The following is a 24,996-nucleotide window of genomic DNA, read 5'->3' on the forward strand; positions in this document are numbered from 1 at the left end:
CGGAAGCAGCGCTGGGCGCGGCGCACATCACGGTGAACAAGAACGCGATCCCGAACGATCCGGAAAAGCCGTTCGTGACGAGCGGCGTGCGCCTGGGTTCGCCGGCAATGACGACGCGCGGCTTCGGCGTGAAGGAAGCGGAGATCGTCGGCAACCTGATCGCCGATGTGCTGGAAGCGCCGGAAGATGCGGCCACGCTCGAGCGTGTGCGCGGGCAGGTTGCCGAACTGACGAAGCGTTTCCCCGTCTACGGCTGATGCGCGCAAGATTCAGCCGCTGCAAGGCGGTTGAATCTCGTTGTTGCGCGTAGACATGAAAAAACCGACTCGCGGCATCGAGCCAGCGAGTCGGTTTTTTTTCAGCCTGCTTCGCAGACGTTTCAGACAGACGGATCGACGTTCGCCTCGAGTTCGCGGATGCGGTCGAGATTGCGCGTGTCCTTCAGCACCGGCGGCCCCGCGAACGTGTTGCGCACGCCGAAGCCGTACCAGATCACCATCAGCACCACGACGAAGCCGACGAGCACGTACAACACTTTCTCGTTCGGCGGCTGGATGCCGACATACGCGAGCACGCAGGCGCCGATCAGCGCAAGCAGCGCACACGGCTTCGACCAGATCCCCAGTTGAAACGGGCCCTTGTCGGTCCACGTGCGGCCTTCGGCCAGCATCCCGGAGCCGATCGGCATCGCATACGAGATGAACAGGAACACCGCGCTGCCGGCACTCAGCACCGAGAACGCATCGCCGTACAGCGTGACGACGATCGCGAGCACCGCACACGTCCAGATCGCGGGGCCGGGCGTGCGGTGCGTCGGGCTCACGCTGCGCAGCAGCTTCGATGCCGGCAGCCCGCCGTCGCGTGCGAACGCATACACCATCCGCGACGTCGACATGATCGCCGCGAGCCCGCACACGTAGTTGATGAAGAACATCGCGAGTTCGAGCGTGACGCGCAGCGTCTTCGGAATCGGCGCGAGAATCGCTTCGAAGAAGCCGGTGCCCTGCTTCATGCTGGCGGTCAGGTCCGGCATCACCAGCACGAACGCGCACACCATCACGTAGCCGAACACCGCGGACCAGAACACCGACCCGATGATGCCGCGCGGCACGTTCTTCGCCGCATCATGCGTCTCTTCCGACGTGTGCGCGGAAGCGTCGAAGCCGGTGATGGTGTAGGTCACGAGCAACAGGCCGGACAGGAACGCGAGCGGCGTGGCCTGCTTCGGCCATGCGCCGCCATCGACGCCGGTGAAATTGGTGAACGTCACCAGCCGATGCGCATCGAACGCGACCGGCGAGTAGTAGAGCAGCGATACCACCAGCGCGATCGTCACCACGAAGATGAGATAGCCCGACAGGTCGGTGATCTTGCTCGCGATCTTGATGCCGCGCGCATTCAGGATCGCCTGCGAGATCGTGATGAACGCGATGAACGCCGTTTGATGCCACCAGGTCAGGCTGTCCGGGCTGACGCCGAACATCGGCGCGATCAGCGTCTTGAAGAACGGGTCGTAGGTGCCGAAATTGATCGCGGCGATCACGAAGATCAGGCCGATCAGGTTGAGCCATGCCGTCATCCACCCCCATTTCTTCCCGCCGAGGATCGCGCCCCAGTGATAGAGGCCGCCGGCCGTCGGAAACGCGGACGCGATCTGCGACATCGACACCGCGACGATCAGCGCGAACAGCGAGCCCAGGGGCCAGCCGAGGCCGATCGACGCGCCGCCGGCGGCGGAAAACGCGAGCTGGAACGCGGTAATGCCGCCCGACAGGATGCAGATCACCGAAAACGACACCGCGAAGTTCGAGAAACCGCTCATACGTCTCGACAGTTCCTGCGCATAGCCCATCTTGTGCAGCAGGCTTACGTCACTGTCAGTGCCTGAATCAGGCTGGAATTTTGCTTCCATGGTCGCTCCGTCACGAATGTCCTGCGTGGCAGGACCGTCATCGCCGCCCGGGCCAAGCAAGCTGGCCCGCTCCTGGGATTCGTCGGCGGCTCGCGATGCCCGGGGTCGAGCGGCAATCGCTTTCCAGTCCGATGCGTGAACGGTATGAAATCAAATCTCCCGGCTCTATCAGATTTCGGCAACGTAGTGAAAATCCGGAGGGATGCACCGGAAGAGGGCAGGGAGAGGTGTCGTGGCAGGTAGATCCGGTGCGACGCCGGATCCGGGTTATCGCCCCCGGGATGTTCGGGGGGACGAGCGTCGGAGCGTCAGTCACGCAGGGTCACGCATGGCCCGCCGCGAACAGCGCTTCCCAGCCGAGAAACGCGCCGAGCGGAATGATGTCCCAGTCGATCAGCCCGGCCTTGGCCAGCGGAAACTCGCGCAGCGCTTCCCGCGCGCTTTCCATCGAATCGCACTCCGCAATGATCGCGACGCCGGGGCGATCCTGGCGGAAATAGATGTCGCGGACGATCCCGCGCTTGAGCAGTTGCCAGCCGTAGCGCACTTCGTCGAGCATGTGCGGTTGATAGGCTTCCGGACTCGCGCCGGGCAGCGGAACGTCGAGGCACAGCAGTTTCATGTCGATCTCCTGGTAAGCGCGTTGCACCGCTTATGCGCTGGCCGCGAACCGCGTCGCCAGTTCGGCGACGCGCTGCCCGAGGTGCGCGGCGGTTTCGAGGTCGCTGGCGATCGGCGACAGTTCCGGCGACACGTCGTCGGACTGCGCCATCGCGCCGAGCCAGCCGCCGATCCGGTTGCGCTCGTTTGCCGCGGTGCCGGCGAACAGGTCGAGCCCGACCCAGATCATCCCGTGCTGCGCCGCGAACAGCGTCATCGTCATCAGCGCGTTCAGCTTGTCGCCGTGCTGCGCGCCGGAGTTGGTGAAGCCGGCCGCGATCTTGTTGCGCCAGGTTTGCGGAATCCACGCGGGGCGCGTCGAATCTTCCATGAACTTCTTGAGCCGCGAGCTGATCGACGCGTTGTACGTCGGCGAGCCGAAGATGATCGCGTCGCTCGCGGCGAGCGCATCCCACGGAATCGCGCCGTCGGCGACCGCGATGAGCCGAACTTCCGCGCCCGGTACGCGCCGCACGCCTTCCGCGACGGCTTGCGCCTGTCGCTCGGTGTGACCGTGACCGCTGTCGAAAACGATGGTGGCAAGCATGAGCATTCCTTTGCAGTCCGTTGAACGATGGCCGCATTGTGGGCGGCGCGAGTCGCAACCGGAAGTTGGGCCCGGGTTGAGTCGCTCTCAACTTCAGGTTGATAATCGGCGGCAGGCGAAGGTGTACCGTGCAACGTGTCGATCGAAGGAGGCTGCTTTGGATGTGTCACAACGGACGCGCGCGATCCTGTCGTTCGTGCATGCGGCCGACGGCGGCAGCTTTGCAGCGGCCGGGCGGGTGCTCGGCATCACGTCGGCCGCCGTCAGCAAGAACGTCGCCGGCCTGGAGCAGTCGCTTGGCGTGCGGCTGATGAACCGCACCACACGCACGCTGAAGCTCACCGATGAAGGCAGCGTGTTCCTGCGCGAGGCGCGCATCGCGCTGGACGCGCTCGATTCGGCGGTCGACAGCATCGTCGCGCAGCGGCTCGGGCCGCAAGGGCGCGTGCGCATCTCGACGAGCGCTGCGTTCGGGCGCGAGCACCTGCAACCGGTGCTGCCCGGGTTGCTGGCGCGCTACCCCGGTTTGTCGGTGGAGGCCGATTTCGACGACCGGATCGTCGACGTCGTGCGCGACGGTTACGACATCGTCATTCGCGGCGGCAACATTCACGATTCCGCACTGGTATCGCGGCCGATCTTTCGCATGAATACGGTGCTGGTTGCGTCACCCGCCTATCTGGCGAGTCACGGCATTCCGCGAGCACCGGACGATCTGGGCGCGCACCGGCTGATCGCACGCAGGTTTCTGGGCGGTGAGGTGTCGACGTGGATCTTCAGGATGCGCGGCGGGAGCATCGTGGCGGTCGATCCGGGCGACACGGCGCCGCTGACGTTCTCGGCGCCGGAGGCCGTGCTGCAGGCCGCGCGTGACGGCCTCGGCATCGCGGAGGTCGGTGTGCATCTCGCGTGGGCGCATCTGCGCGCCGGCTCGCTGAAGGTGTTGTTGCACCGCCATCATTTGCCCGGCACCTACGAAATGGCGATGCAGTATCCGCATCGCGCATTGAAGGCGTCGCGCGTGCAGGCAACGGTCGACTATCTGCTCGACGCGTTTGCTTCGAACGAAAGCCTGCATGTGCCGTTGAAGGCGCTGGATGCGTACGGCGCGTGATGCGGGCGCGGGCTAAGCGGTCCGCTGTCTGTCGGAGTGGGGATGCACGCCGAAGCGTGCGCGATAGTCACGCGGCGACACGCCGACCTGCTTCGCGAACGCGCGCTGTAGTGCGTCGACACTGCCGAATCCCGAGCGCTCGGCGATGCGTTCGAGCGGCCAGTCGGCCCGCTCGAGCAGCGCCTTCGCGCGTTCGACGCGTGCCGCCAGCACGAATTGCGCGGGCGATCGCCCCGTTTCCTTGAGGAAGGTGCGCGCAAACGTGCGTTCGCTCATGTGCATCCGTGCGGCCAGCGCGGCGACGCCGAGATCGCCGGCCGGATCGTCGGCGATCTCGGTGAGCAGCGCGCGCATGCGCGGCGTTGCGCTGGCCAGCGAGCCGAGCCCGACGCTGAACTGTGCTTGCCCGCCGGGCCGGTGCATGAACAGCACGAGTTCGCGTGCGACCGCGAGCGCGGTCGGCGCACCGCAATCCGCCTCGACGAGTGCCAGACACAGATCGATGCCGGCCGTCACGCCGGCCGACGTATGGAACGGCGGATCGCTGACGTAGATCGCATCCGGTTCGATCCGCGCGTCGGGACAGAGTGCCTGCAGCATCGCGCACTGGTTCCAGTGCGTGGTCGCGCGCTTGCCGTCCAGCCATCCGCCCGCGGCGAGCACGAACGCCCCCGTGCAGATGCTCGCGATGCGCCGCGTGTCCGCGATCCGCGTGCGCAGCCACGGCAGCACGCCGGCTTCCGACGCCGCGTGTCGCAGCGCCGTTTCATGGCCGCCGGCGACGACGATCGTGTCGATCCGCGCCGGCAGCGCCGCCAGCGCGACGGTACCGGCGAGGCGCAGGCCCGCGTGCGTGACGATGTCGTCCCCGTGTTGCGACGCGAGCGTGAGCCGGTACGGCACGGCATGATCGGGCAGGTAACGGTTCGCGACCGCGAACACTTCCATCGGGCCCGTGATGTCGAGCGACTGGACGCCTTCGAAGCCGACGACAACGATGTCGCGTGCCGAACAGGTTGACTGGGACATGGCGGAAAGTGCGGTGGAGTTGTCCTTGTGACCGCGAGCATGATCCTTGTAATTTTCCGGACGTGCAATCGACGGATGTGGGGGGACGATGCGGGTATGGAAGACAGGCGGCGCAGTGCTGCTCGTGGGCGCGATGCTGGGCGCGTGCGCAGCGGGGCGGACGGCACCGGCGAGGGCGGAGGACGCACTGCCGGTCGCACGCGCGCTGACGATCGGCGTGCCGAAAGCGGGCCGCACGCGGCCGCTCGTGGCGATCGTCGCGGACAACGCCGGAACCGAGACGACCGATTTCATCGTGCCGTACGCGATTCTGAAGACGTCCGGTGCGGTCGATGTCGTCGCCGTGTCGGCCGACGAAGGCGAGGTCGAACTGATGCCCGCGCTGCGCATGCTGGCCGATACGACCTTCGACCGGTTCGACGCCGCTACGCCTGCGGGGGCCGATGTCGTGATCGTGCCCGCGCTGCATCGCGCGGATAGCCCGGTGGTATTGGCGTGGCTGCGCAAGCAGGCCGTTGCCGGCGCGACGATGGTGGCGATCTGCGATGGCGCGGAAGTCCTCGCGAATGCGGGCCTGCTGCGGCATCGCACGGCGACGTCCCACTGGTATTCGCGCGACGGCCTGCGCCGCCGCTTCGCCGATACGACGTGGGTCGACGATCGCCGTTACGTGATGGACGGCAACGTCATGACGACGACCGGCGTGTCGGCGTCGATTCCCGCTTCGCTGGCCTTGGTGAGTGCGCTGGCCGGGCCGGCGGCGGCGCGCGAGACGGCGCGGCGCGTCGGCGTGCAGACATGGAGCGATGTTCACGACGGCCGCCGGTTCGCGTTGACTGCGCGTGCGGTGACGGTCGCGTTGACGAACCGTGTCGCGTTCTGGCGGCACGAGACGTTCGATCTTCCGGTCGAAAACGGGTTTGACGAGCTGTCGGTTGCGTTGACCGCCGACGCATGGGCGCGAACCTGGCGCAGTGACGTCGTCGCGACGGCGGACACGCGCGTGATCGCGTCAAGGCACGGACTGCGGTTGCTGGCGCAGCCGCCGAATGTCCGGCATGTGAGCGTGACGACGCCGACCGACCGGCGTGGGGAATCCGTGCTGCCCAGTGTGCTCGGCGACATCGCGGCTCACTACGGCGATGCGACATCGGGCTGGGTTGCGTTGCAGCTGGAGTATCCGAAGTAGCGGCCGTCTTGCGCAGAATGCTGGCGTTGTGCGCCGCGCTTACTTCACCCACTCTGCGAGCTTCGGATCGGGATAGGGCAGGATGTCTCGCGACTGGGTGTGCTCGGCCACCCATTTCGTTCCGTTCCAGTGGAAATCGGCCTGCGTTTCCGTCCCGTGGCCGTTCGCGCGGATGACCAGCGTGCAGGCCGCCTGGATCGGGTAAGTCGGGTTTTTCGGGCCGATGCAGGACCCGAGAAACACCATGACGTCGCCGAGGCCGAACCGCTCCTTCATCGCGTAGGTCGCGTCGAAGTCCGAGAGCCGGTCCGGTACCGGCGTTGCGTCGCACGCGGCGACGCTCGCGGCAAGCAGCAGCGCGGCGGCGCGGCCGGCACGCCGCCAGTTGCACGGGGTGTGGGCTGAACGGGCATCAGCGTCGGCGCGCTTCTCCGCGCGGGAGTTTGACGGGCAGGGCATTCGGGGTTCGGGTCACGGACACGGCGGCCATTGTGACGGATTTCACCGGCACCCGGGCTGACCCGAGCGCATCGGTGCATCGGCTTCGTACCCGAACGCGGGGGGCCGTTGAGCGGCGCGGTGTTCCGGCTCAGGCCGTACGCCGGGCGGACCAACGATTCCACAGCATGCCGGAGCGGTTGCCGCTGCGGCAGTACGCGAGCACCGGCTTCTGCAGCGTGTCGACCAGTTCACCGAAGGCATCGATCTCCGCCTCGCCGATGCGGTCGCGCTCGACCGGCAGGTAGCGCGCTTCGAGGCCCAGTTCGCGGGCGGCAGCGGCGATTTCATCGAACGCCGGATGTTCGTCGCCTTCGCCGTCCGGACGATTGCAGATGACCGAGCGGAAGCCGGCATTGCGGATCGCCTTCAGGTCGGCCGGCGTGATCTGCCGCGACGCGGAGAACCCGTTCGCCGCCGTCGCGCGACACTGTTCGATCGCGTGGCGGAAGCAGGCGATCGCGAAATCGACATCCTGCTCCGTCGTGAAGCGGCCGAAGCTCACGCGCACGGTGCGGCCTGCCGTCTCCGCGTCGAGGCCGATCGCGGTCAGCACGTGGGACGGGGCGCCGCTGGTCGAGTTGCACGCGGACGTCGACGACACGGCGAGCGCTTCGCCGAGCATGAACGGGAAGAAGCCCGGCGCATTCACCGTCAGGCTCAGCGTGTGCGGGATGCGGCGCGCGGCGGCCGCGTTCTGCGTGACATCGCCGAGCGCGACCAGCGCGTCCGTCAGGCGGGCGCCGAGCGCCGCGATCCGTGCGGTTTCGCCGTCGAGCTTGTCAGCGGCCAGTTCGCATGCCACGCCCATGCCGACGATCTGATGCGTCGCGAGCGTGCCCGAGCGCAAGCCGCGCTCGTGCCCGCCGCCGTGAATCTGCGGGGCGATCCGGTCCGCGATGTCGCGGCGCACGAACAGCGCGCCGATGCCCTTCGGGCCGTACACCTTGTGCGCGGACATCGACAGCATGTCGATGCCGAGCGCGCGCACGTCGATCGGCGTCTTGCCGAGCGCCTGCGCGGCGTCGACGTGGAGCAGCGCGCCCGCGTCATGCACGATGCGCGAGATTGCGCCAATATCGGTCAGCGTGCCGAGCTCGTTGTTCACGAGCATCAGCGACACGAGGCCCGTGTCGGGGCCGATCGCGGCAGCGACCGCGTCGGCGGTGATCTCGCCGTCGCGCGTGGGCGTCAGGAGCGTGACCGACGAACCGTGCTTCGACAGGTTCGCCATCGTGTCGAGAATGGCCTTGTGCTCGATGCGGCTCGTGACCAGGTGGCGCTTGCCGGTCGCGTTTTCCGCATAGCCCTTCAGTGCGAGGTTGTTCGATTCGGTGGCGCCGGACGTCCAGACGATCTCGTCGGCATCTGCGCCAATCAGCGCGGCCACTTGCGCGCGTGCGTGCTCGACCTTGTCTTTCGCCAGCCGGCCGGCGGCATGCGAGCTCGATGCGGGGTTGCCGAAGATGCCGTCGAAGCCGAGGCAGGCCGTCATCGCTTCGATCACGCGCGGATCGGCGGGCGTCGTGGCGGCGTAGTCGAGGTAGTGCAGCGTGGTGGTGTCGCTCATGTCCTTCTCATACTCGTTTCTTTCGGAATGGAAGAAATGATACGGGGGACAGGAGGGAAAAAGGATCCAAAGTTGGCTGGCGATTCAGTTTGATATGGAATAACGTTTTATCTGAGTGTGGATTGGGGGAATTTATTTTTCTGGCGGCGGGCGGGTGCGACTGGCGCGTCCGCCGCTTATTTTGCGAGGGATGGTCGATATGCAGTATGAACTGACGACGTTGTCGTGTTGGCTGCTGGCGCAGGATGCCGTTTCCGCCGGGGCGCACCGATGGGTATCGGATCCGGGGGCCGCGGGGCGTCTCCTTGGCGCCTGGCGTTCGGAAATCGGCGAGTTGGGGCAGATCGTCGTGTTGCGCGGCTTCGACGAAATCGACGAGCTGCAGCAGGAGCGCCGTCGTGCGTTGATGAGCGGCGGGCCGTTCAATATCGACGGTGCCGACGTGGGTCTCAACATGGAAACCTACGAACGCTTTCCGTTCCTGCCCGAGATCGAGCCGTCGAAACTCGGCAGGTTCTACGAATTTCGCCGCTATTGGCTCAAACCGGCCGGGATCGCGCCGACGATCGCCGCGTGGGCGCAGGCCGTCGGTCCGGCCGAAGCCTATACGTCTCATCTCGTCACAAACCTGTACGCGATCGATGGCCCGCCTCGCATCGCCCATATCTGGGGGTTCTCGAGCCTGGAGGAGCGCATGGCCTTGCGCGCGCGCCACTATGCCGAAGGACTCTGGCCGCCCAAGGGCGGGCCGCAGCAGATCGAGCGGGCCACGTCGACGATTTGCCTGCCGGAGGCGTGGTCTCCGCTGTGCTGAATGTCCGGTGACGCGTCGGTGAGGTCGCCCCGCGCATTGCCGCCGAGGGCAGCCCGTTGCGAAAGCAACTGGCTGGTTCGGCCACACCGAAGTGGCCGGCTTGCCGCGTTTTACCGATGAACGGCGGCGAGCGCCGGGGCGTGCCCGAATGGCGGTTCGCCGTGTTCATGCGGCGAAATGCAGCCGCCGCCATGTCTATGAGGGATTCCCCCGTGACACGCGAGTGAGCGCTGTTTCAACGCCGCTTTCGTTCGCTCCGCGCTTCTCCGTCGATGCTTCCCGCGCACCGCCCGCGATTATTTGCGTTTCGCGAATGGCGCGTTCGCCGGTTGTTCCATACCCGATTGGCGGCCGTGCACCTATCGTGGTGACGTCGGCCGATTGAACTCGGCGCGTCGAACCCGAACGGCGGCCGGCACTTCCTCGCGATTCGCGTCGCACACAAAAACCATCGGACCTGGCTCATGCGCAGGCGCTGCGGCGCGCGCAGGCGAACCTGTGTCCACGGAGACGGACATGAAAGCAAACGAGTGGGATACCTCATACGAGTGGAAGGCAGTCACGCTGCTGGCGCTCGGCTTCGGGCTGGTCGGCCTCGATCGCTGGCTGATCGCGCCGCTGTTCCCTTCGATCATGAAGGACCTCAACCTGAACGCGCAGGACGTCGGCAACTGCATCGGCGTGCTCGGCCTGTCGTGGGGCATCTTCGCGGCGTTGATGGGCGGCATCTCCGACAAGATCGGCCGCCGGAAGGTGCTGATTCCGGCCATCCTCGCGTTCTCGCTGCTGTCGGGCTTCTCGGGGCTCGCCGGCGGGCTGCTCGGGCTGATGGCGATTCGCGGCCTGATGGGCGTGGCCGAAGGCTCGTTCTGCCCGACGAGCTTTGCCGCGACCGCCGACGCGTCGCATCCGCGGCGGCGCGGGCTGAACCTCGGCCTGCAGCAAAGCGGCTTCGCGCTGTTCGGGCTCGCGCTGTCGCCGATCATCGCGACGCAGCTGCTCGGTTTCGTGTCGTGGCGCTGGGTCTTTGCGCTCGTCGCCGTTCCCGGCCTGATTCTCGGCGCGATCATGTTCTTCGTCATCCGTGAGCCGAAGGTCACGAAGGCCGTCGCGTCGGAGCATGCGCCGGCGTCGCTCGGTCATGTGCTCAAGAGCCGCAACATCCTCGTGGCGATGGCGGCCCTGTGCTGTGCGATGACCGGCGTATTCGTGCTCGGCGCGCTGCTGCCGCTGTACCTGACCGACTACCTGGCGCTCGGCACGCAGAAGATGGGCCTCGTCGTGTCGGCCATCGGCTTCGGCGGGTTTCTCGGGCAGTTCGGGTTGCCGGGCCTGTCCGACCTGGTCGGCCGCCGCCTCGCGAGCATCGTCGGCTTCGCGGGAACGGCCGTGATGCTCTATATCTTCCGCGGCCTCGGCCCGCAGCCGGTCGTGCTGTTCGGGGTCCTGTTCGTCGCGTCGTTCTTCACGCTCGGGCTGGTGTCGCTGCTGTCCGGCCCGGTGGCGACCGAGGCCGCGCCCGTCGGGCTCGTGTCGACGTCGATCGGCGTGGTGGTCGGTGTCGGTGAAATCTTCGGCGGCGGCATCGCGCCGGCGATGGGCGGCTACGTCGCCGCACACTTTGGCATCCAGAACATTCTGTGGCTGCCGATGTGCTCGGTCGTGCTGGGCATCGTGGTCAGCCTGCTGCTGAAGGAAACCGCGCCGGCCGTGCTGCAGCGTCGCGTGGCGGCCGTGCAACCGGAACTCGCGGCGGGTGAGCAATCACGGTAACGTCCGCGCGGGCACGGCGGTGCATTCGGGAGCGGATGCCGTCGGCGATTGACATCGATTGGGCGACAGAGTGACGCCTCCCGCATGACACAGCCCGTTACCCGCACGGGTAGACTGCCGGTTTCGCTGTCGAAAAAGGGCGCGGTATGGACCGGTTCCTGAGCATCGAGGCATTCGTCAGGGTGGCGGAGGCGAGCAGCTTCGCCGAGGCGGCGCGGCAGCTTGGCGTGACCAGCTCCGTCGTGACGAACCGAATCCAGCAGCTCGAGAAGTTCGTCAACGCGCCGCTGTTCCATCGCAGCACGCGCCACGTGCGCCTGTCGGAAGTGGGCGAAGCGTTCTATCGCGAGTGCGCGGAGGTGGTGGGGCGCGTCAACGAGCTGACGGACCAGATGCGCGAGCTTCGCGCGACCCCGACCGGGCGGCTGCGCATCCAGATGCTGCCCGGTTTCGCGCTCGATCACTTCGGCGCGCCGCTGATGGAATTCAACCGGCGCTACCCGGGCATCCAGCTCGACGTGATCGTCAATGACCGTGTCGTGGACCCTGTCGAAGAAGGGTTCGACATCGCGTTCCAGATCTTCCCGCCGATCTCCGAGTCGCTGATCGAACGGCGGCTGTTCACCGTCAGGCGCCTCTTCTGCGCGTCGCCTGCGTACCTCGACGCGCATGGTGCGCCACAACATCCACGCGACCTGCTGCAGCACACCACGGCACTTTATTCGGGCTATCCGTCGCGCAACCGCTGGACGATGACGCGCGGCGACGAGGTCGTCGAAATGGAGCTGCCGGGCATGATCCGCTCGAACTCCGTGCACCTGCTGCGCGAGTACGCGCTGTCTGGCGGCGGCGTCGTGTGCCTGCCCACGCTCGTCGCGAGCGAGGCGCTCGTCGCGGGCCGGCTGGTGCCCATCCTCACCGACTTCCAGCTCGCGCCGCTGAGCTTTGCCGCGGTTTATCCCGCAACGCAGCGACAGGCGCTGAAAGTGAAGGCGCTGGTCGAATTCCTCGCGGAAACCATCGGCGACGAATCGCCGTGGGACCTTCCGCTGCTGGAGCGTGGCTGGGTGCGCTGAACCACGCGGATTATTCGCGAAACGCAAATGCCGTAGTCGCCGTCCCGTGCCTTGTTGCGGTGGTGCCTTGCCCCTAGAGTTGAATCCAACAAGCGGTTCAACTCAGGAGACAGAAATGACCGACACGGCATTCCACACCGTCTTTGGCTCGCTCGACCATTACCGGAAGGGCGAGATCGAAATCACGAGCGGCAGCGCTCAACACTACGCGTTCTCGAATGTCTTCGAGGTCGCATCGAAGTCGGCCCCTTATGAAAAGGTCGTCGCCGGCAAGAACCTCGAATACGTGATCGAAGTGCTGCGGACCGACGGCCAGTCGCCGTGGTTCGCCTGCTCGCACGACGAGTTCGTGATCCAGATGGATGGCGAAGTCCGGATCGAATTCATCAAGCTCGATACGCCGCCGCAATCGGCGCGCGGCACCGTGAGCGCCGGCACGCAACCGGCCGGCCGCAAGATGGGCTACGTCGTATTGCGCCAAGGCCATCAGGCGCTGCTGCCGGCCGGCTGTGCGTATCGCTTCACAGCCAGCCGGCCGGGCGTCGCACTCGTGCAGACCGTCCTGGGCGAGCTGTCCGTGGAGAAGTGGGCCGACATCTGCCTGCACTGATTCGTCCGACCTCATTCGACTATTCCAGGAGACACGTTATGGCCACCCTCGACACTCTCGACACTTCCGCAGGCTTTGCCGCCGATCTGGTGCGATCGACCGAAGCCGATGCCGTCACCGGCTACCGCCGCTTCCAGCTCGGTGAATTCGAATTCCAGCGCGACGAATATTTCGTGAAGATCTGCTGGCCCGCGAAAGGCCAGACCCGCACGCACGCGATGCCGGCGGACGCCTTCCTGCGCGCGATGATGCGCGACGTGGCATGGGGCTTCTTCTACGGCTGGGTGAACTTCGATCATGTGTTCGGCACGCGCAATCACTATGGCAAGGTCGACATGTATGCGGGCACCTTCAACGGCATCCTGAAGGACGCCGGGGTCGACTACACCGAGACCTTCGAAACGCCCACGATCATGGCGACCTTCAAGGCGATGCTGCACGACTGGACCAACGAAGGCTTCGATCCGTTCGCGGCGCCCGAGGAAACCGGTACGGCGTTCGGGCGCAAGCACGGCGACAACGGCTCGGCGATCGAGCGCACGCGGATCGCGACGCGCCGCATGCCGGGCCTCGAAGGCGATTCGCCGCTGCGCGACGACCTGCCGGTCAACCGCGCGTTCCTCGACGTCGCGCAGGACGAGCCGGAGGTGCATGTCGAGCCGGGCTTCGAAGGCGAACTGCACGCGTTCAACCTGTTCAAGTACCTGTCGCGCTCGGACGTGACGTGGAATCCGTCGGTCACGTCGGTGTGCGGGCGCAGCCTGTTCTGCCCGACCACCGAGGAATTCATCCTGCCGGTGTTCCACGGCAACGACCGCGTCGAGTGGTTCCTGCAACTATCCGACGAAATCGTGTGGGACATCGGCGACAAGAACACCGGCGCGCCGCGCGCACGCGTGACGATGCGCGCCGGCGACATCTGCGCGATGCCCGCCGACATCCGGCATCAGGGTTATTCCACGAAGCGGTCGATGCTGCTGGTCTGGGAAAACGCGACGCCCGACCTGCCGCAGCGCTACGAAAGCGGCGAACTCGCGCCGTATCCGATCGCGTTCTGAGCGGCGCTTCCGCTTCAGATTCCGCTTCAAGCCTTACACCGAGGACGATTCATGCAAACCCAACTCTTCATCGACGGGCGCTTCGTTGACGCCGTCGACCGCGGCACGATCGACGTGCTGAATCCACACGACGGCTCCGTCATCACGAAGATCGCGGCCGCCACCGCCGCGGACGTCGATCTGGCCGTCGAAGCCGCGACACGCGCGTTCCCTAAATGGTCGGCGCTGCCGGCCGCCGAACGCGGCCGCCTGCTGCTGCGCCTCGCCGACGCGATCGAGGCAAACGCGGAGGAGCTGGCACAGCTCGAATCGCTGGACACCGGCCACCCGATCCGCGATTCGCGCGCACTCGACGTGCCGCGCACGGCCGCCTGCTTCCGCTACTTCGGCGGCATGGCCGACAAGCTGCAAGGCTCGGTGATTCCCGTCGAAACCGGCTTCCTGAACTACGTGCAGCGCGCGCCGATCGGCGTCGTCGGCCAGATCGTGCCGTGGAATTTTCCGCTGATGTTCACGAGCTGGAAGATGGGCCCGGCGCTCGCGGCCGGCAACACGGTCGTGCTCAAGCCGTCGGAAATCACGCCGCTGTCGACGCTGCGCATCGTCGAGCTGATGGCCGAGGTCGGGTTCCCCGCGGGTGTCGTCAACATCGTTCCCGGCTACGGTCATACGGCCGGCCAGCGGCTCGCCGAACATCCGGGTGTCGGCAAGATCGCGTTCACCGGATCGACGGCCACCGGCCGCCGGATCGTCGAAGCGTCGCAGGGCAACCTGAAACGCGTGCAGCTCGAACTGGGCGGCAAGGGCGCCAACATCGTGTTCGACGATGCCGACCTCGACGCGGCCATCAACGGCGCCGCGTGGGCGATCTTCCACAACCAGGGGCAGGCGTGCATCGCCGGCTCGCGCCTCGTGCTGCACGAACGCATCGCGGATGCGTTCCTCGAGCGCTTCGTGGCGCTCGCGTCGTCGATCCGCATCGGCAACCCGCTCGATGCAAACACCGAGATGGGGCCGCTCACGTCGAAGCAGCACCTCGACCGCGTGCTGTCGTTCGTCGACGTCGCGCGCGAGCAGGGTGGTCGCGTGCTCACGGGCGGCAGCGCACCGCAGGACCCGGCGCTCGCCAACGGCTACTACGTGCGCCCGACGGTCATCGAAGCAAAGAGCGCGGCCGACCGCGTTGCGCAGGAAGAAGTGTTCGGCCCGTTCGTCACGGTGCTGCGCTTCGGCAGCGACGACGAAGCGCTGGCCATTGCGAACGCAACCGAATACGGGCTGGGCAGCGGCCTCTGGACGAAGGATCTGTCCCGCGCACACAAGATGGCGTCGCGGATCAACGCGGGCATGTGCTGGATCAACTGCTACAAGCGCGTCAATCCGGGCAGCCCGTTCGGCGGCGTCGGCCAGTCGGGCTACGGCCGCGAGATGGGCTTCGAGGCGATGCACGACTACACCGAGGCGCGGTCGGTGTGGGTCAACGTCGACGGCAACGTGCCACCGCATTTCAAGCGCTGAGGTTCGTCATGGATCGCTTCGTCTATCAGGGCACCCCTTCCCGCGTGGTGTTCGAATGGGGCGCGCTCGACAGGCTGCCGGACGAGTTGTCGACGCTCGGCGCGCGCCGCGCGCTGATCCTGTCCACGCCCGAGCAGCGGCCGCTCGCCGAGCGCGTGGCGGCGATCCTGGGCGAGCGTGCGGCCGGCATCTGCGCGCAGGCGGTCATGCACGTGCCGGTCGAGGTCGCGCACGCGGCGCGCGAGATGGCCGGCGAACTGGATGCGGACTGCTGCATCGCGATCGGCGGCGGATCGACGATCGGGCTGGGCAAGGCGATTGCGCTCGAGTCGGTGCTGCCGATCCTGGCCGTGCCGACGACGTACGCGGGCTCGGAGATGACGCCGATCTTCGGGCTCACGGAAGGCCGGCTGAAGCGCACCGGCCGCGATGCGCGCGTGCTGCCGCGGACGGTGCTCTACGACCCGTCGCTGACGTTGTCGCTGCCGCCGGACATTTCCGCGGCATCGGGCATCAATGCGATGGCGCACGCCGTCGAGGCGCTGTATGCGGAAGACGCGAACCCGGTGATCAGCCTGATGGCCGAGGAATCGATTCGCGCGCTCGGCGAAGCGCTGCCCGTGGTCGTGCGCGATCCGGGGAACCGCGAGGCGCGCAGCCGCGCGTTGTACGGTGCATGGCTTGCCGGAACCTGCCTGGGTGCGGTCGGCATGGCGCTGCACCACAAGCTGTGCCACACGCTCGGCGGCACCTTCAACCTGCCGCACGCGCAGACGCATGCGGCGATGCTGCCGCATACCGCGCACTACAACCACAGTGCCGCGCCCGATGCGCTGCGCCGCGTGGCGCGTGCGCTGGGCGGGAACGATGCGGCCGAAGCCGGCCCGCTGCTGTTCGCGCTGAACGCGCGGCTCGGCATCGCGCCGGCGCTCGCCGATCTCGGGATGCCGGAGGCCGGCCTCGACGAAGCGGCCGACCTCGCGTGTCGCAACCCGTATGTGAATCCGCGGCCGGTCGAACGCGAGGCGATTCGCGCGCTGCTGCAGTTCGCATGGGAAGGGCGCGCGCCGCAATGAGCGGGCGGATACGCCAACGGAGACAAGCATGAGCCATGATCAACATGACGGCGACGCCGGGCTGACCGAGCAGGTTGTCGCCAGCTTCGACGGTACGCCGAGCCATCACTGGCGAGCGCGGATGCGGCGCCTCGTGCGGCATCTTCATGCGTTCGTTCGCGACCGGAGCTGACCGCCATGGCAAGATTTTTTGCGGTGTTAGCGACGGACCAGCCGGGCATGCGCGACGTGCGCGATCGCATGCGGCCGATTCATCGGACTTACCTGCGCTCGGCCGATCAGCACGGCGTGGTGGTGCGGCTCGGCGGCCCGACGCTGGACCCGCATGGCGATGCGATGAACGGCACGCTGCTCGTCGTGGAGGCGGACGACATTCATGCGGTGATGCAGTTCATCGGCAACGATCCGTATGTGAAGGAAGGGCTGTTCTCGCACGTGGAAGTGCGTCCGTGGGACTGGAGCCTCGGCAACCCCGAACATCGAGTGTGAATCATGGACGCACGACAACTCTGCCACTTTTCCGATGTGCCCGACGGCGGCGCGCGGGTCGTCGACGAAGCGTGTATCGGGCGTCCCGTGATCGTCGTGCGACGCGGCGAGCACGTGTGGGCTTATGTGAATCGTTGCCCGCACTTCTCGGTGCCGCTCGATTTCGTGCCGGGTAGCGTTTCCTGTTACCGGTCGCAGGTATTGATGTGCGCCCATCACAGCGCGCTGTTCCGGTTCGACGATGGCGTGTGTATCGACGGGCCGTGCTCCGGCTCGGCGCTGGAGGCCGTGGCTGTCGAGGTGGATGCCGCCGCGTGGATCGTTTATCGAGGCGCTTGATTCGCGTGCTTTGAAGACGTGCAAGCAGGACCGTTCAATGCGACGGTCATCGTATTGATCAATCAGTAAATCTAATCATATTTAAGGCGTCCGGTAATCGACGCCTGAATGACGGCGATTCCTTGTGCAGCACCGAGCAGGCACCTGCCACGTAGCAGGTGGTGGCCTCGCTTTTTCATAAAAAAGACGGAGACAGCATGAAACTCAGGTTTGGAGCAGTGGCGATTCTCGCCGTGGCGCAGGGTGCATGGGCACAGAGCAGCGTGACGATGTTCGGTCTGATCGATGCCGGCGTCTCCTATGTCAGCAACGAGAGCGGTGGAAAGAACGTCAAGTTCGACGACGGCATATTTGCGCCCAACCTCTTCGGCTTTCGTGGCACGGAAGACCTCGGTGGCGGATACCACGCGATCTTCGCGCTCGTGAACCAGTTCTCGATGGCGAACGGCGCGATCATCGGGACGGGGATTTTCGGGCGCAATGCGTACGTGGGCCTCGAAAGCAACCGGTTCGGCAGCATCACGCTGGGCAATCAGTACGACTTCATGGTGGATTCGCTGTTTTCAAAGAACAACGCGATTTCACGGGATATCTCGGGGCTGTACGGCTTTCGCAATGGCCCGTTCCAGCGTCTCGCGCTCCCGGACAATCCGACCGGTGCATTCGATTGGGATCGCACGGCGGGTAGCAAGCCGATCGCGAATGCCGTCAAGTACAGTTCGCCGACGGTCTCGGGGGTTTCGGGCGGCGCGATGTATGCGTTTGGCGGCGTAGCCGGTTCGGTCGGCGCGGACAATGCGGTCAGCGCCGGGGTGAACTATGAGATGGGGCCGTTCGGTATCGGTGCGGCCTACACGAACGAGAAGTACGGCCCCGCGCCCGGCGTGCCGTCCACCAGCGTGCGCAACTGGGGCGTCGGGATGCATTACGACTTCGGCGTCGTGACCGCGAATGCGCTGATGACCACCGTGCACAACTCGTTCAACGACGCCGGGGTGTGGATGGCCGAAGCGGGCGGGCTGTGGCACGTCAGGCCGGATATCGTGCTGGGTGCGAAGTACATGTACATGAAGGGCAATGAAGCGGTGAACGACAACCACGCGCACCAGGTCAGCGTGGCGCTTCAGTACCTGTTCTCGAAGCGGACGATGGTGTATGTGTCGGCGGACTACCAGCGCGCGAACAACGGCGCGAATGCGCAGGTCAATGGCGTGCTGGATCCGAACGGGGCTTCGAGTTCGGCTAGTCAGACGGTGGCGCGGGTGGGGTTGCATACGGTGTTCTGACGGAGCGGGCGCCTCGTTCTTCAAGCGCGCGGGGCGTCACATGTTCGCCCCGCGTCGATATTTCCCATCACCGATATTTCCCGCACGGTCCGCAACGCGACGATATTTTTCCTGGTAAGTGAGCGGTAAGTCGACTGGTCCTACAGTAGCCCCCGTTTCGATCGTCGACTCCAGGAAAATGATGCTGAAAATAGCCTCCCGCCGCCAACGTCCGTTACTGCTGCTTGCCGCTTCATTCGCATTGTCGTCTGCTCCCGTGTGGGCGGACGACGGCATGATCCCGCCCGATGCCGATCATTCGGGGCTGACCATACTCGACAACGCGACGAATGTGACGCATTGGGGATTGGGTGCCGGAGTCGGCTTTGCGCCGTCGGTCTACCAGGGCGATCGCAACCGCGTGTTGCCGTTTCCGCTGGTCTTTTTCGACAACAAATGGGTACATGCCGTCGGCACCACGGCCGATCTGAAAATCGGGAGCTGGAGCGGCGTCAGCGTCGCGCTTCGCGGCCAGTTTTCGCTCTTCGACGGATACAAGGGCTCGGACGCACCGATCCTGAACGGCATGGAAAATCGCAAGGGTGCGTTCTGGTACGGGCCTGCACTGTCATGGCGCACCGGGTTCGGTACGTTGTCGGGTACCTTCCTGTTCGGCGGTAACAAAGGCGAGCGCGCAAAAATCGGCTTCGAGAAGGCATTTGCTTTCGGCCAATTCTCGATCGCGCCGCATGTCGGCGCGGAATGGCTGAGCAACCAGTACGTCGACTACTATTACGGCGTGCGACCATCCGAGGCGCGCGCCGGGCGCGCCGCCTACAGCGCGGGATCGACAGTGAACGTGTCGGTTGGCACGCGTATCGACTACCAGCCGACGAAGCAGCAGACGATATTTCTGGACGTTGGCGTGTCGCGTCTCGGCGACGCCATCACGGACAGTCCGATCGTTGGAAGACGGTACGTTCCCGAGGCCAGAGTGGGTTACATGTATCGGTTCAAGTGAGTACGAGTATGCCAAGAGTGGCGATTGTCGAGGATCATCAGCGCCTCGCCGACCTGTTGTCGCAGGCGTTGGCCGCTGCGGGAATCGAATCCGACCTGTTCGGCAATGTCCGGGAAGCCGCCTACGGTGTCGACCAGGCCGACTACGCGTTGCTGATCATCGACCGCGGATTGCCTGACGGAGAGGGGCTGGCGTTCTTGCGGACGCTGCGCGCGGCGGGACGCATGACGCCATGCCTGATGCTGACGGCGCGCGACGCGTTGCGTGACCGCATCGACGGTCTCGAAAGCGGGGCCGACGACTACGTGACCAAGCCGTTCGAAATGAGCGAGCTCGTTGCCCGCGTGCGCACGCTGATGCGGCGTCCGGTGTTGCTGACGACGCTCGTCGCGTCGTTCGCGGATGTGACCGTGGACCCGGCGCAGCGTGCGATGCGCTGCGGCGACAGGACGGTACTGCTTGCGCCGGCCGAGCTGCAGGTCATGTTGTGCCTGATCGAAGCCGCGGGCCGCACCGTCCGTCATTCGATCCTCGAGCATGCCGCCTGGGGGCTCGGAGAGGCGGTCACGCCGAACGCGCTCGAGGTGACCGTACACCGCTTGCGCAAGAAACTGGCTTCAATCGATGCAACGATGCGGCTGACCAATATCCGCGGTGCCGGCTTCGCGCTGCAGGATGCATGATGCTTCGCCGCGTCTTGCTCGTTGCCGCTTCAGGGTAAGAAAGCGACCATGTTCCATCATTGGATTCGACGCCTGTCGACGCGTCTGTGGGTGACCAACGTCGTTGCGTTCGCCATCAGCCTGGCGCTGCTGTCCGCGCTCGCGGCATATGTCCTCGATCGATATCCGGAGTTCTTCGGGCGGCGGCAGCAGATGGAGAGCATCCGACATATCGAGGCCGGCCTGGGCTTCGGCGCCGATGGGCGTCCGGTATCGGTGCAATTGGGCGAGCGTCCGGCATTGATGTTCCGGCTCTTGCCGACCGAGGTGCAATATCGCGTGCTCGATGCGACCGGGAAGCCGTTGCTGGCGTCGGTGCCGTCGAACGGCGATCGACCGTGGCTGACGGAGGATCTCGCGAAGGCGGCCGGCAAGGTGCTGCCCACCACGATCGACGGCAACGCGTATTCGGTCGCCACGCAGCGCGCATCGAACGGGAGCGTCGTCTATTACGTGCAGGTGGCGCAAAGCAGGCAGCTTCTCGATGCGCTCATCATGTCGAGAATCGATCCGATACCGAAGACCGTCGGAATCGTGCTGGTCATTGCGACCGTCATTTTCGGGCTGACGCTGCCGCTGACGATCAGCCGCGTGCTGAAGCCGTTACGGGAGGTATCGCGTGCCGCGAGGGGCATCGAGCCGCGCAATCTGAAGACGAGGCTGTCTCCGAACGGCATTCCCAGCGAGATCAAACCGCTGATCGACGCGTTCAACGATGCACTGACCCGGCTCGAGAATGGCTTCGCGGTCCAGCAGCAGTTTCTGGCCGACGCCGCGCATGAGTTGCAGACACCGCTCACGCTGGTCAGAGGCCAGATCGAGTTGCAGCCCGACATCCGGCAGAAGGCGCTTTTGCTTCGCGAGATCGACCTGATGGCCCGGCAGGTCAAGCAACTGCTGCATCTGGCCGAAGTCAGCGAAGCGCAGAACTTCAGCTTCGGCGACGTGCACGGCGTCGACGTCGCGCGAGATGTCGTGAGCTTGCTGGCCGGCAAAGCCGATGCGAAGCAGGTGGCGCTCCATATCGAGGCGCGCGAATCCGTGTCACGCATACGGGCTGATGGCGGGGCGCTGTTCATCCTGCTCAAGAACATTCTCGAGAATGCGATCAACGCGTCGCCGTCGGAAGGCGTCGTCGTGCTGACCGTTCTCGAGACGGCGATTCATGTCGACGATGAAGGGCCGGGCATCCAGCGGGAGCATCTTCCATTGCTCTTCGACCGATACTGGCGAGCGCCGGATTCACGGTATGACGGTGCCGGTCTCGGGCTGGCAATCTGCAAGGAGATTGCCGTGGCCCATCAATGGAAACTGACGGTCGATGTGCTGGCCACGGGGACGCGGTTCAGCGTGTGGTTTTAGGCTGCACGGGTGCCGTGCGTGGCCGGGCTCCCACCGTACAAGGGCCGGATCGAGGGTTCCACCCGGTCGAAGGGGGGCTTTCCCGGCGGCCCTTGTCAGGTGTCAATTTTTCGATATAATGAACCAACGTTCGGAATGACGAACGCGAGAAGTCAAGCATCCAGAGTCGGATTCTCCGACGCCAACCTGCCCTCCCGGGCAAGGTGGACGCCTCTGAGGCGATGCGGCCGATTTACGGCAACGAAACGGGAGCAGCATGGCTGGCACCGGTTCGATAACCAATCATCCGGAGCAACCATGAGCCAAATTTCCTCCGCTTCCCGCCCGGCAGTCTGTGAAGACTGGTCGCAGTTCCTTCCTGGTTTTACGTTGACGCATACGGTTCATCTCGTTTCGGGACGGAATCCGGGCATCGTCTCGACCGCGGCGGCTGTGCTCGAAGATGAAACGGCCACGGTTGATCGTTGGGCCATCACCCGCTGTGGTGACGTTCTCGAGCAAAAAATCGTTCTTGGGGCAATGACAGAAGGGCAAGCGGCTCGGCTGCGTGAACGACTTGCTGGGCTCGATGGGGTACTGCGCACGAGGGTGGAGCATCATTTCGTGCGGGGTGGGTCAGTTGCGTCCGAGAAGGCGTCGGGGAGCGGTTGTTAGGCGATGGCAGTGCGACCTGTCGCCCCTGAGTTTGAACGTTTCTCACTGCCAGCCAAGCTGACGAGCGTTCACATACGACTTCCTCGACAGGTTTCGGCGACGTAGCATTCAAAACTGAAATGCCAGTGTCATCTGGTAGCCAGAACGCTTGATCGACGCGTTCGACCGCCCGGAGATTTCCTCGCCGCGCCGAGCACGCGTCAGTGCATGGAGCCCGACGGCGTGTATCCGTGCGTGAATCGGGTGTTCGATCGGCGGCGAACCGGTCGATCTCGCGGAGCGGGCTCATGCGCGCGGGTATGTCGATCAGGCGCATTTCACGCGCGATTTCCGCAAGCGGGTGGGGAAGGCGCCGGCGCAATACAGGCGGGAGGGTCGCCAGGCGTGAGGTTGCGGTTTCGCGACGGGCAACTGAATGTCACTGCCCTCCGTCGCGCCGCTGCTCGCTTGTCGTGGATTGTTGTAGTCTGGGCAATACGATAGTGTGGCGCGCCGGCCTGCCGCCGAACTGACAATGAACCTATGATGTGTCGCGCAGGCGATCGGTGAACTCGAACGGTTGGACCGTTACCGATCGTTCGATCCTGCCGCTCTCATCGTCGACCGATCCGCCAGAAAATCAGGAGTTTGTCGTGTCTCACCGGAGATCCATGTTGGGCCGTCCGAATGTCGCGTGCGTCGTCGCCGTGGCGATCATGCTGGCCCCGGTCGCGACGCGTGCGGCGGCCGACCATGTCGACGAAACGGCGAGCGTCGCGCCAGCCGTTTCGGCCAACACGTCGCTCACGCGGCCGATTGTCGGCGACGATCCGGTTGCGATTCGGGAAGCACTGGAGAAGCTGCACGTCAAAAGCGCGTCCCCGTCCCTGGGCGATCGCGTCCGCAGCCTGATCCCCGGCGTGGCCGACAAGCATGGCCAGAACGCCGACCTGGCCGCGGTCAACCTGGATCGTGAGGTAACTTTCCTGGTGCCGGTGACGTACGGGCTGCGATATCAGTCGCAGAAGCATCTGTTGAAGGTGAACGCCGACCTGGTCGACGCCGACGGCGAAGGCCGGACGGGCATCCTGCTCAGAAAGGTCATTACCGGGCCGCGAGGGCGAGGGCTCGTGATCGCACCCGAGGCGAATGCAAAGGGCTATATCCAGCAGATCGACATCATCGAACTCGATCCCGGAAAAGGCAGGAAGTCCACCGTGCGCGGCCGCGTGAGGCTGTTACCCGCTGCGTACGCGCAAACGCATGGCGGGTTCGTGTTCGCGCTTTCCGGGCGTCTGGTCCGGCCGTACCTGACCGAACACGTCGAGCACGCCGAGCCGAGCAACGACGAGCCGACCGACATCACGACGAGGACTTCGAGGTTGTACCTGGATATCGAATCCATTTCGCTCGTGAGTCAGGCGAGTGGTGCGGTGTTGTTGAAGAAGCTGAGTTTCTCGAAATAGCGGGTTGCTTGCGCGAGTCTTTGGGCGATCTCGCGGAACTCGCTCATGCCCTCTCGGGTATCTCGATCAGGCGTCGCTTGACGCGCGATATCCGCAAGCTGGCGGAGACGTGGACGACATTGCAACAGTGCGCGAATATCCGCGCTGGTTTGCATCGGTGTGGGACCTCGTCGCACGCTGCATTGCTGCTGGGCTGCAGTGGCTAAACGGGCCAGAACGCCTCTTGGAATCATCGTAACCTATTGATTTATAAAGATTGGCCGTTTATTTTGCAAAAAACAGACTTCTACGGCCAATGCTCAACTACCTGCCACTCTCGGACAATGCCGCTCGTCAGGCTATCGACTCGTCTACCGTGTTCGAGGAGTTCTGTCGGACGAAATCCGAGGCTTTGAAATATGCCGGAGGTATGTACTGGAAGACCCAGGGTCCTTACGAGTACCTGGTGAAAACGACCGCAGGCAACCAGCAAAAGCGTATCGGGCCTCGCTCATCCGAAACCGAACAAACCTACGCAGCCTTCAAGTCCAAGAAGGCCGAAATCGAGGCTTGCCTGTCGGACCTTCATGCTGCAGTAGTTGACGCAGAGCGATTAAATCGTGCACTCAGGGTGGGCCGGGTCCCGGCTATCGTTGTGGATGTTCTGCGGGATATCGAGAAAGCGGGACTGTCTTCCTACTTTACGGTCGTTGGTACGCACGCCCTGTACGCATATGAAGCCGCAGCTGGAGTTCGCATTGCGCAGGGTGCATCGGCCACCCAGGACGTCGACATGCGTTGGGACGCTCAGAAGCATGTTCGTTTTCTGACAGACATGGAGCGCCTGGACGTTTCGATGCTTCGTATTTTGCAGGGCGTGGACAAGACTTTTCAGCGCAAAGATGGGCATCTCGAAACGGCCATCAACAGCAAAGGCTTTGAGGTTGATTTCTTGCGGCGCCCACCGCAAGACTCTGACCCACATCCTGTCAGACTGTCTGGCTATGAAGAAGACCTGTGGCCTGTACAGGCCCGGCGTGCACAAGTATTGTCGTCGGCGCGCAAATTCGAGCAGGTCGTGGTGGCCGCGACGGGAAAAATGGCGAGGATGACGACCATTGATCCAGAAGTATTCATCGAATTCAAATCCTGGATGGCGAATTTAGCCCTGGACCGCGACCCGCGTAAACGTCAACGCGACAAACTGCAGGCCGATATCGTTTGGACGTTAATGGACCAAGGTTTGCTGTTATCGCAGTAGATGCGCGTTCAGCGC

At 64.8% G+C, this 24,996-nt stretch carries 26 protein-coding genes, 1 pseudogene and 1 riboswitch; of the genes and pseudogenes, 21 read left to right on the forward strand and 6 right to left on the reverse strand.

What is annotated here, in order from left to right:
• Nucleotides 1–257: pseudogene (gene glyA / locus G3O00_RS11170) on the forward strand (serine hydroxymethyltransferase); the annotation flags it as partial.
• A 122-nt stretch (nucleotides 258–379) separates the two neighbouring features.
• On the opposite strand, the gene G3O00_RS11175 reads toward glyA, so the two are convergent.
• From G3O00_RS11175 to G3O00_RS11185, 3 genes are all read right to left on the reverse strand, one after another.
• Nucleotides 380–1,912, reverse strand: coding sequence for an amino acid permease (locus G3O00_RS11175; RefSeq protein ID WP_206142986.1), 1,533 nt, complete (start codon nucleotides 1,910–1,912; stop codon nucleotides 380–382).
• Between the two features lie 322 nt (nucleotides 1,913–2,234).
• Nucleotides 2,235–2,534 carry a superoxide dismutase gene (locus G3O00_RS11180; RefSeq protein ID WP_206142987.1) on the reverse strand — a complete coding sequence of 100 codons (300 nt, stop codon included), beginning with the start codon at nucleotides 2,532–2,534 and terminating at the stop codon, nucleotides 2,235–2,237.
• A 30-nt stretch (nucleotides 2,535–2,564) separates the two neighbouring features.
• On the reverse strand, nucleotides 2,565–3,119 hold the full coding sequence (locus G3O00_RS11185; RefSeq protein ID WP_206142988.1) for a flavodoxin family protein: 555 nt from the start codon (nucleotides 3,117–3,119) through the stop codon (nucleotides 2,565–2,567).
• 157 nt (nucleotides 3,120–3,276) lie between these two features.
• On the opposite strand from G3O00_RS11185, the gene G3O00_RS11190 reads away from it, so the two are divergent.
• The gene (locus tag G3O00_RS11190) at nucleotides 3,277–4,233 is read left to right on the forward strand and encodes a LysR family transcriptional regulator (protein WP_206142989.1); all 957 of its coding nucleotides are present in this window, start codon (nucleotides 3,277–3,279) and stop codon (nucleotides 4,231–4,233) included.
• A gap of 12 nt (nucleotides 4,234–4,245) precedes the next feature.
• Here the strand turns inward: G3O00_RS11190 and G3O00_RS11195 are convergent, their stop codons facing one another.
• Nucleotides 4,246–5,262, reverse strand: coding sequence for a helix-turn-helix domain-containing protein (locus tag G3O00_RS11195; RefSeq protein WP_206142990.1), 1,017 nt, complete (start codon nucleotides 5,260–5,262; stop codon nucleotides 4,246–4,248).
• Between the two features lie 88 nt (nucleotides 5,263–5,350).
• Between G3O00_RS11195 and G3O00_RS11200 the strand changes: the two genes are divergently transcribed.
• Entirely contained in the window at nucleotides 5,351–6,451 is a 1,101-nt protein-coding gene (locus tag G3O00_RS11200) for a DJ-1/PfpI family protein (RefSeq protein WP_206142991.1), read from the forward strand.
• A 39-nt stretch (nucleotides 6,452–6,490) separates the two neighbouring features.
• Here G3O00_RS11200 and G3O00_RS11205 read toward each other — a convergent pair whose 3' ends face one another.
• Both G3O00_RS11205 and G3O00_RS11210 read right to left on the reverse strand, forming a co-directional pair.
• A complete protein-coding gene (locus G3O00_RS11205) occupies nucleotides 6,491–6,910 on the reverse strand; it encodes a hypothetical protein (protein ID WP_206142992.1) in 420 nt (139 codons plus the stop codon).
• Nucleotides 6,911–7,040: 130 nt separating this feature from the next.
• On the reverse strand, nucleotides 7,041–8,519 hold the full coding sequence (locus G3O00_RS11210) for an aminotransferase class V-fold PLP-dependent enzyme (RefSeq protein ID WP_206142993.1): 1,479 nt from the start codon (nucleotides 8,517–8,519) through the stop codon (nucleotides 7,041–7,043).
• Nucleotides 8,520–8,718: 199 nt separating this feature from the next.
• On the opposite strand from G3O00_RS11210, the gene G3O00_RS11215 reads away from it, so the two are divergent.
• The 18 genes from G3O00_RS11215 to G3O00_RS11300 all read left to right on the forward strand — a co-directional run bounded on the left by G3O00_RS11215 (nucleotide 8,719) and on the right by G3O00_RS11300 (nucleotide 24,981).
• Nucleotides 8,719–9,333 (forward strand): NIPSNAP family protein, encoded by a 615-nt coding sequence (locus tag G3O00_RS11215; protein ID WP_206142994.1) that lies wholly within the window; start codon nucleotides 8,719–8,721, stop codon nucleotides 9,331–9,333.
• A gap of 516 nt (nucleotides 9,334–9,849) precedes the next feature.
• A complete protein-coding gene (locus G3O00_RS11220; RefSeq protein ID WP_011356333.1) occupies nucleotides 9,850–11,106 on the forward strand; it encodes an MFS transporter in 1,257 nt (418 codons plus the stop codon).
• 146 nt (nucleotides 11,107–11,252) lie between these two features.
• The gene (locus G3O00_RS11225; RefSeq protein WP_011356332.1) at nucleotides 11,253–12,182 is read left to right on the forward strand and encodes a LysR family transcriptional regulator; all 930 of its coding nucleotides are present in this window, start codon (nucleotides 11,253–11,255) and stop codon (nucleotides 12,180–12,182) included.
• 115 nt (nucleotides 12,183–12,297) lie between these two features.
• Nucleotides 12,298–12,792, forward strand: a complete 495-nt coding sequence (locus G3O00_RS11230; RefSeq protein WP_174932172.1) for a hydroxyquinol 1,2-dioxygenase — start codon at nucleotides 12,298–12,300, stop codon at nucleotides 12,790–12,792.
• A gap of 38 nt (nucleotides 12,793–12,830) precedes the next feature.
• Nucleotides 12,831–13,850 carry a hydroxyquinol 1,2-dioxygenase gene (locus G3O00_RS11235; protein ID WP_206142995.1) on the forward strand — a complete coding sequence of 340 codons (1,020 nt, stop codon included), beginning with the start codon at nucleotides 12,831–12,833 and terminating at the stop codon, nucleotides 13,848–13,850.
• Nucleotides 13,851–13,901: 51 nt separating this feature from the next.
• Entirely contained in the window at nucleotides 13,902–15,368 is a 1,467-nt protein-coding gene (locus G3O00_RS11240) for an aldehyde dehydrogenase family protein (RefSeq protein ID WP_206142996.1), read from the forward strand.
• Nucleotides 15,369–15,376: 8 nt separating this feature from the next.
• On the forward strand, nucleotides 15,377–16,444 hold the full coding sequence (locus G3O00_RS11245) for a maleylacetate reductase (protein ID WP_206142997.1): 1,068 nt from the start codon (nucleotides 15,377–15,379) through the stop codon (nucleotides 16,442–16,444).
• Between the two features lie 28 nt (nucleotides 16,445–16,472).
• The gene (locus G3O00_RS11250) at nucleotides 16,473–16,616 is read left to right on the forward strand and encodes a hypothetical protein (protein WP_174932175.1); all 144 of its coding nucleotides are present in this window, start codon (nucleotides 16,473–16,475) and stop codon (nucleotides 16,614–16,616) included.
• Nucleotides 16,617–16,621: 5 nt separating this feature from the next.
• Nucleotides 16,622–16,933: a YciI family protein gene (locus G3O00_RS11255; protein WP_174932176.1), complete on the forward strand. Its 312-nt coding sequence runs from the start codon at nucleotides 16,622–16,624 to the stop codon at nucleotides 16,931–16,933.
• Nucleotides 16,934–16,936: 3 nt separating this feature from the next.
• Nucleotides 16,937–17,272 (forward strand): Rieske (2Fe-2S) protein, encoded by a 336-nt coding sequence (locus G3O00_RS11260; protein ID WP_174932177.1) that lies wholly within the window; start codon nucleotides 16,937–16,939, stop codon nucleotides 17,270–17,272.
• A 197-nt stretch (nucleotides 17,273–17,469) separates the two neighbouring features.
• A complete protein-coding gene (locus tag G3O00_RS11265; protein WP_206142998.1) occupies nucleotides 17,470–18,558 on the forward strand; it encodes a porin in 1,089 nt (362 codons plus the stop codon).
• A gap of 184 nt (nucleotides 18,559–18,742) precedes the next feature.
• Nucleotides 18,743–19,558 carry a MipA/OmpV family protein gene (locus G3O00_RS11270; RefSeq protein ID WP_206143018.1) on the forward strand — a complete coding sequence of 272 codons (816 nt, stop codon included), beginning with the start codon at nucleotides 18,743–18,745 and terminating at the stop codon, nucleotides 19,556–19,558.
• Between the two features lie 8 nt (nucleotides 19,559–19,566).
• A complete protein-coding gene (locus G3O00_RS11275; RefSeq protein ID WP_206142999.1) occupies nucleotides 19,567–20,241 on the forward strand; it encodes a response regulator transcription factor in 675 nt (224 codons plus the stop codon).
• A gap of 48 nt (nucleotides 20,242–20,289) precedes the next feature.
• Nucleotides 20,290–21,642, forward strand: a complete 1,353-nt coding sequence (locus G3O00_RS11280; protein ID WP_206143000.1) for an ATP-binding protein — start codon at nucleotides 20,290–20,292, stop codon at nucleotides 21,640–21,642.
• 151 nt (nucleotides 21,643–21,793) lie between these two features.
• Nucleotides 21,794–21,897: riboswitch (SAM-I-IV-variant riboswitch) on the forward strand.
• Nucleotides 21,898–21,939: 42 nt separating this feature from the next.
• Nucleotides 21,940–22,296: a hypothetical protein gene (locus G3O00_RS11285; protein WP_206143001.1), complete on the forward strand. Its 357-nt coding sequence runs from the start codon at nucleotides 21,940–21,942 to the stop codon at nucleotides 22,294–22,296.
• Between the two features lie 250 nt (nucleotides 22,297–22,546).
• Entirely contained in the window at nucleotides 22,547–22,684 is a 138-nt protein-coding gene (locus G3O00_RS43305; RefSeq protein WP_346778965.1) for an AraC family transcriptional regulator, read from the forward strand.
• A gap of 244 nt (nucleotides 22,685–22,928) precedes the next feature.
• Complete coding sequence (locus tag G3O00_RS11295; protein ID WP_206143019.1) at nucleotides 22,929–23,741, forward strand: hypothetical protein; 813 nt, start codon at nucleotides 22,929–22,931, stop codon at nucleotides 23,739–23,741.
• Between the two features lie 295 nt (nucleotides 23,742–24,036).
• Nucleotides 24,037–24,981, forward strand: coding sequence for a GSU2403 family nucleotidyltransferase fold protein (locus G3O00_RS11300; RefSeq protein ID WP_206143002.1), 945 nt, complete (start codon nucleotides 24,037–24,039; stop codon nucleotides 24,979–24,981).
• The last annotated feature ends 15 nt before the right edge of the window (nucleotides 24,982–24,996 follow it).

The organism is Burkholderia sp. Ac-20384 (assembly GCF_017104605.1).
GTDB classification, from domain to species: domain Bacteria; phylum Pseudomonadota; class Gammaproteobacteria; order Burkholderiales; family Burkholderiaceae; genus Burkholderia; species Burkholderia lata.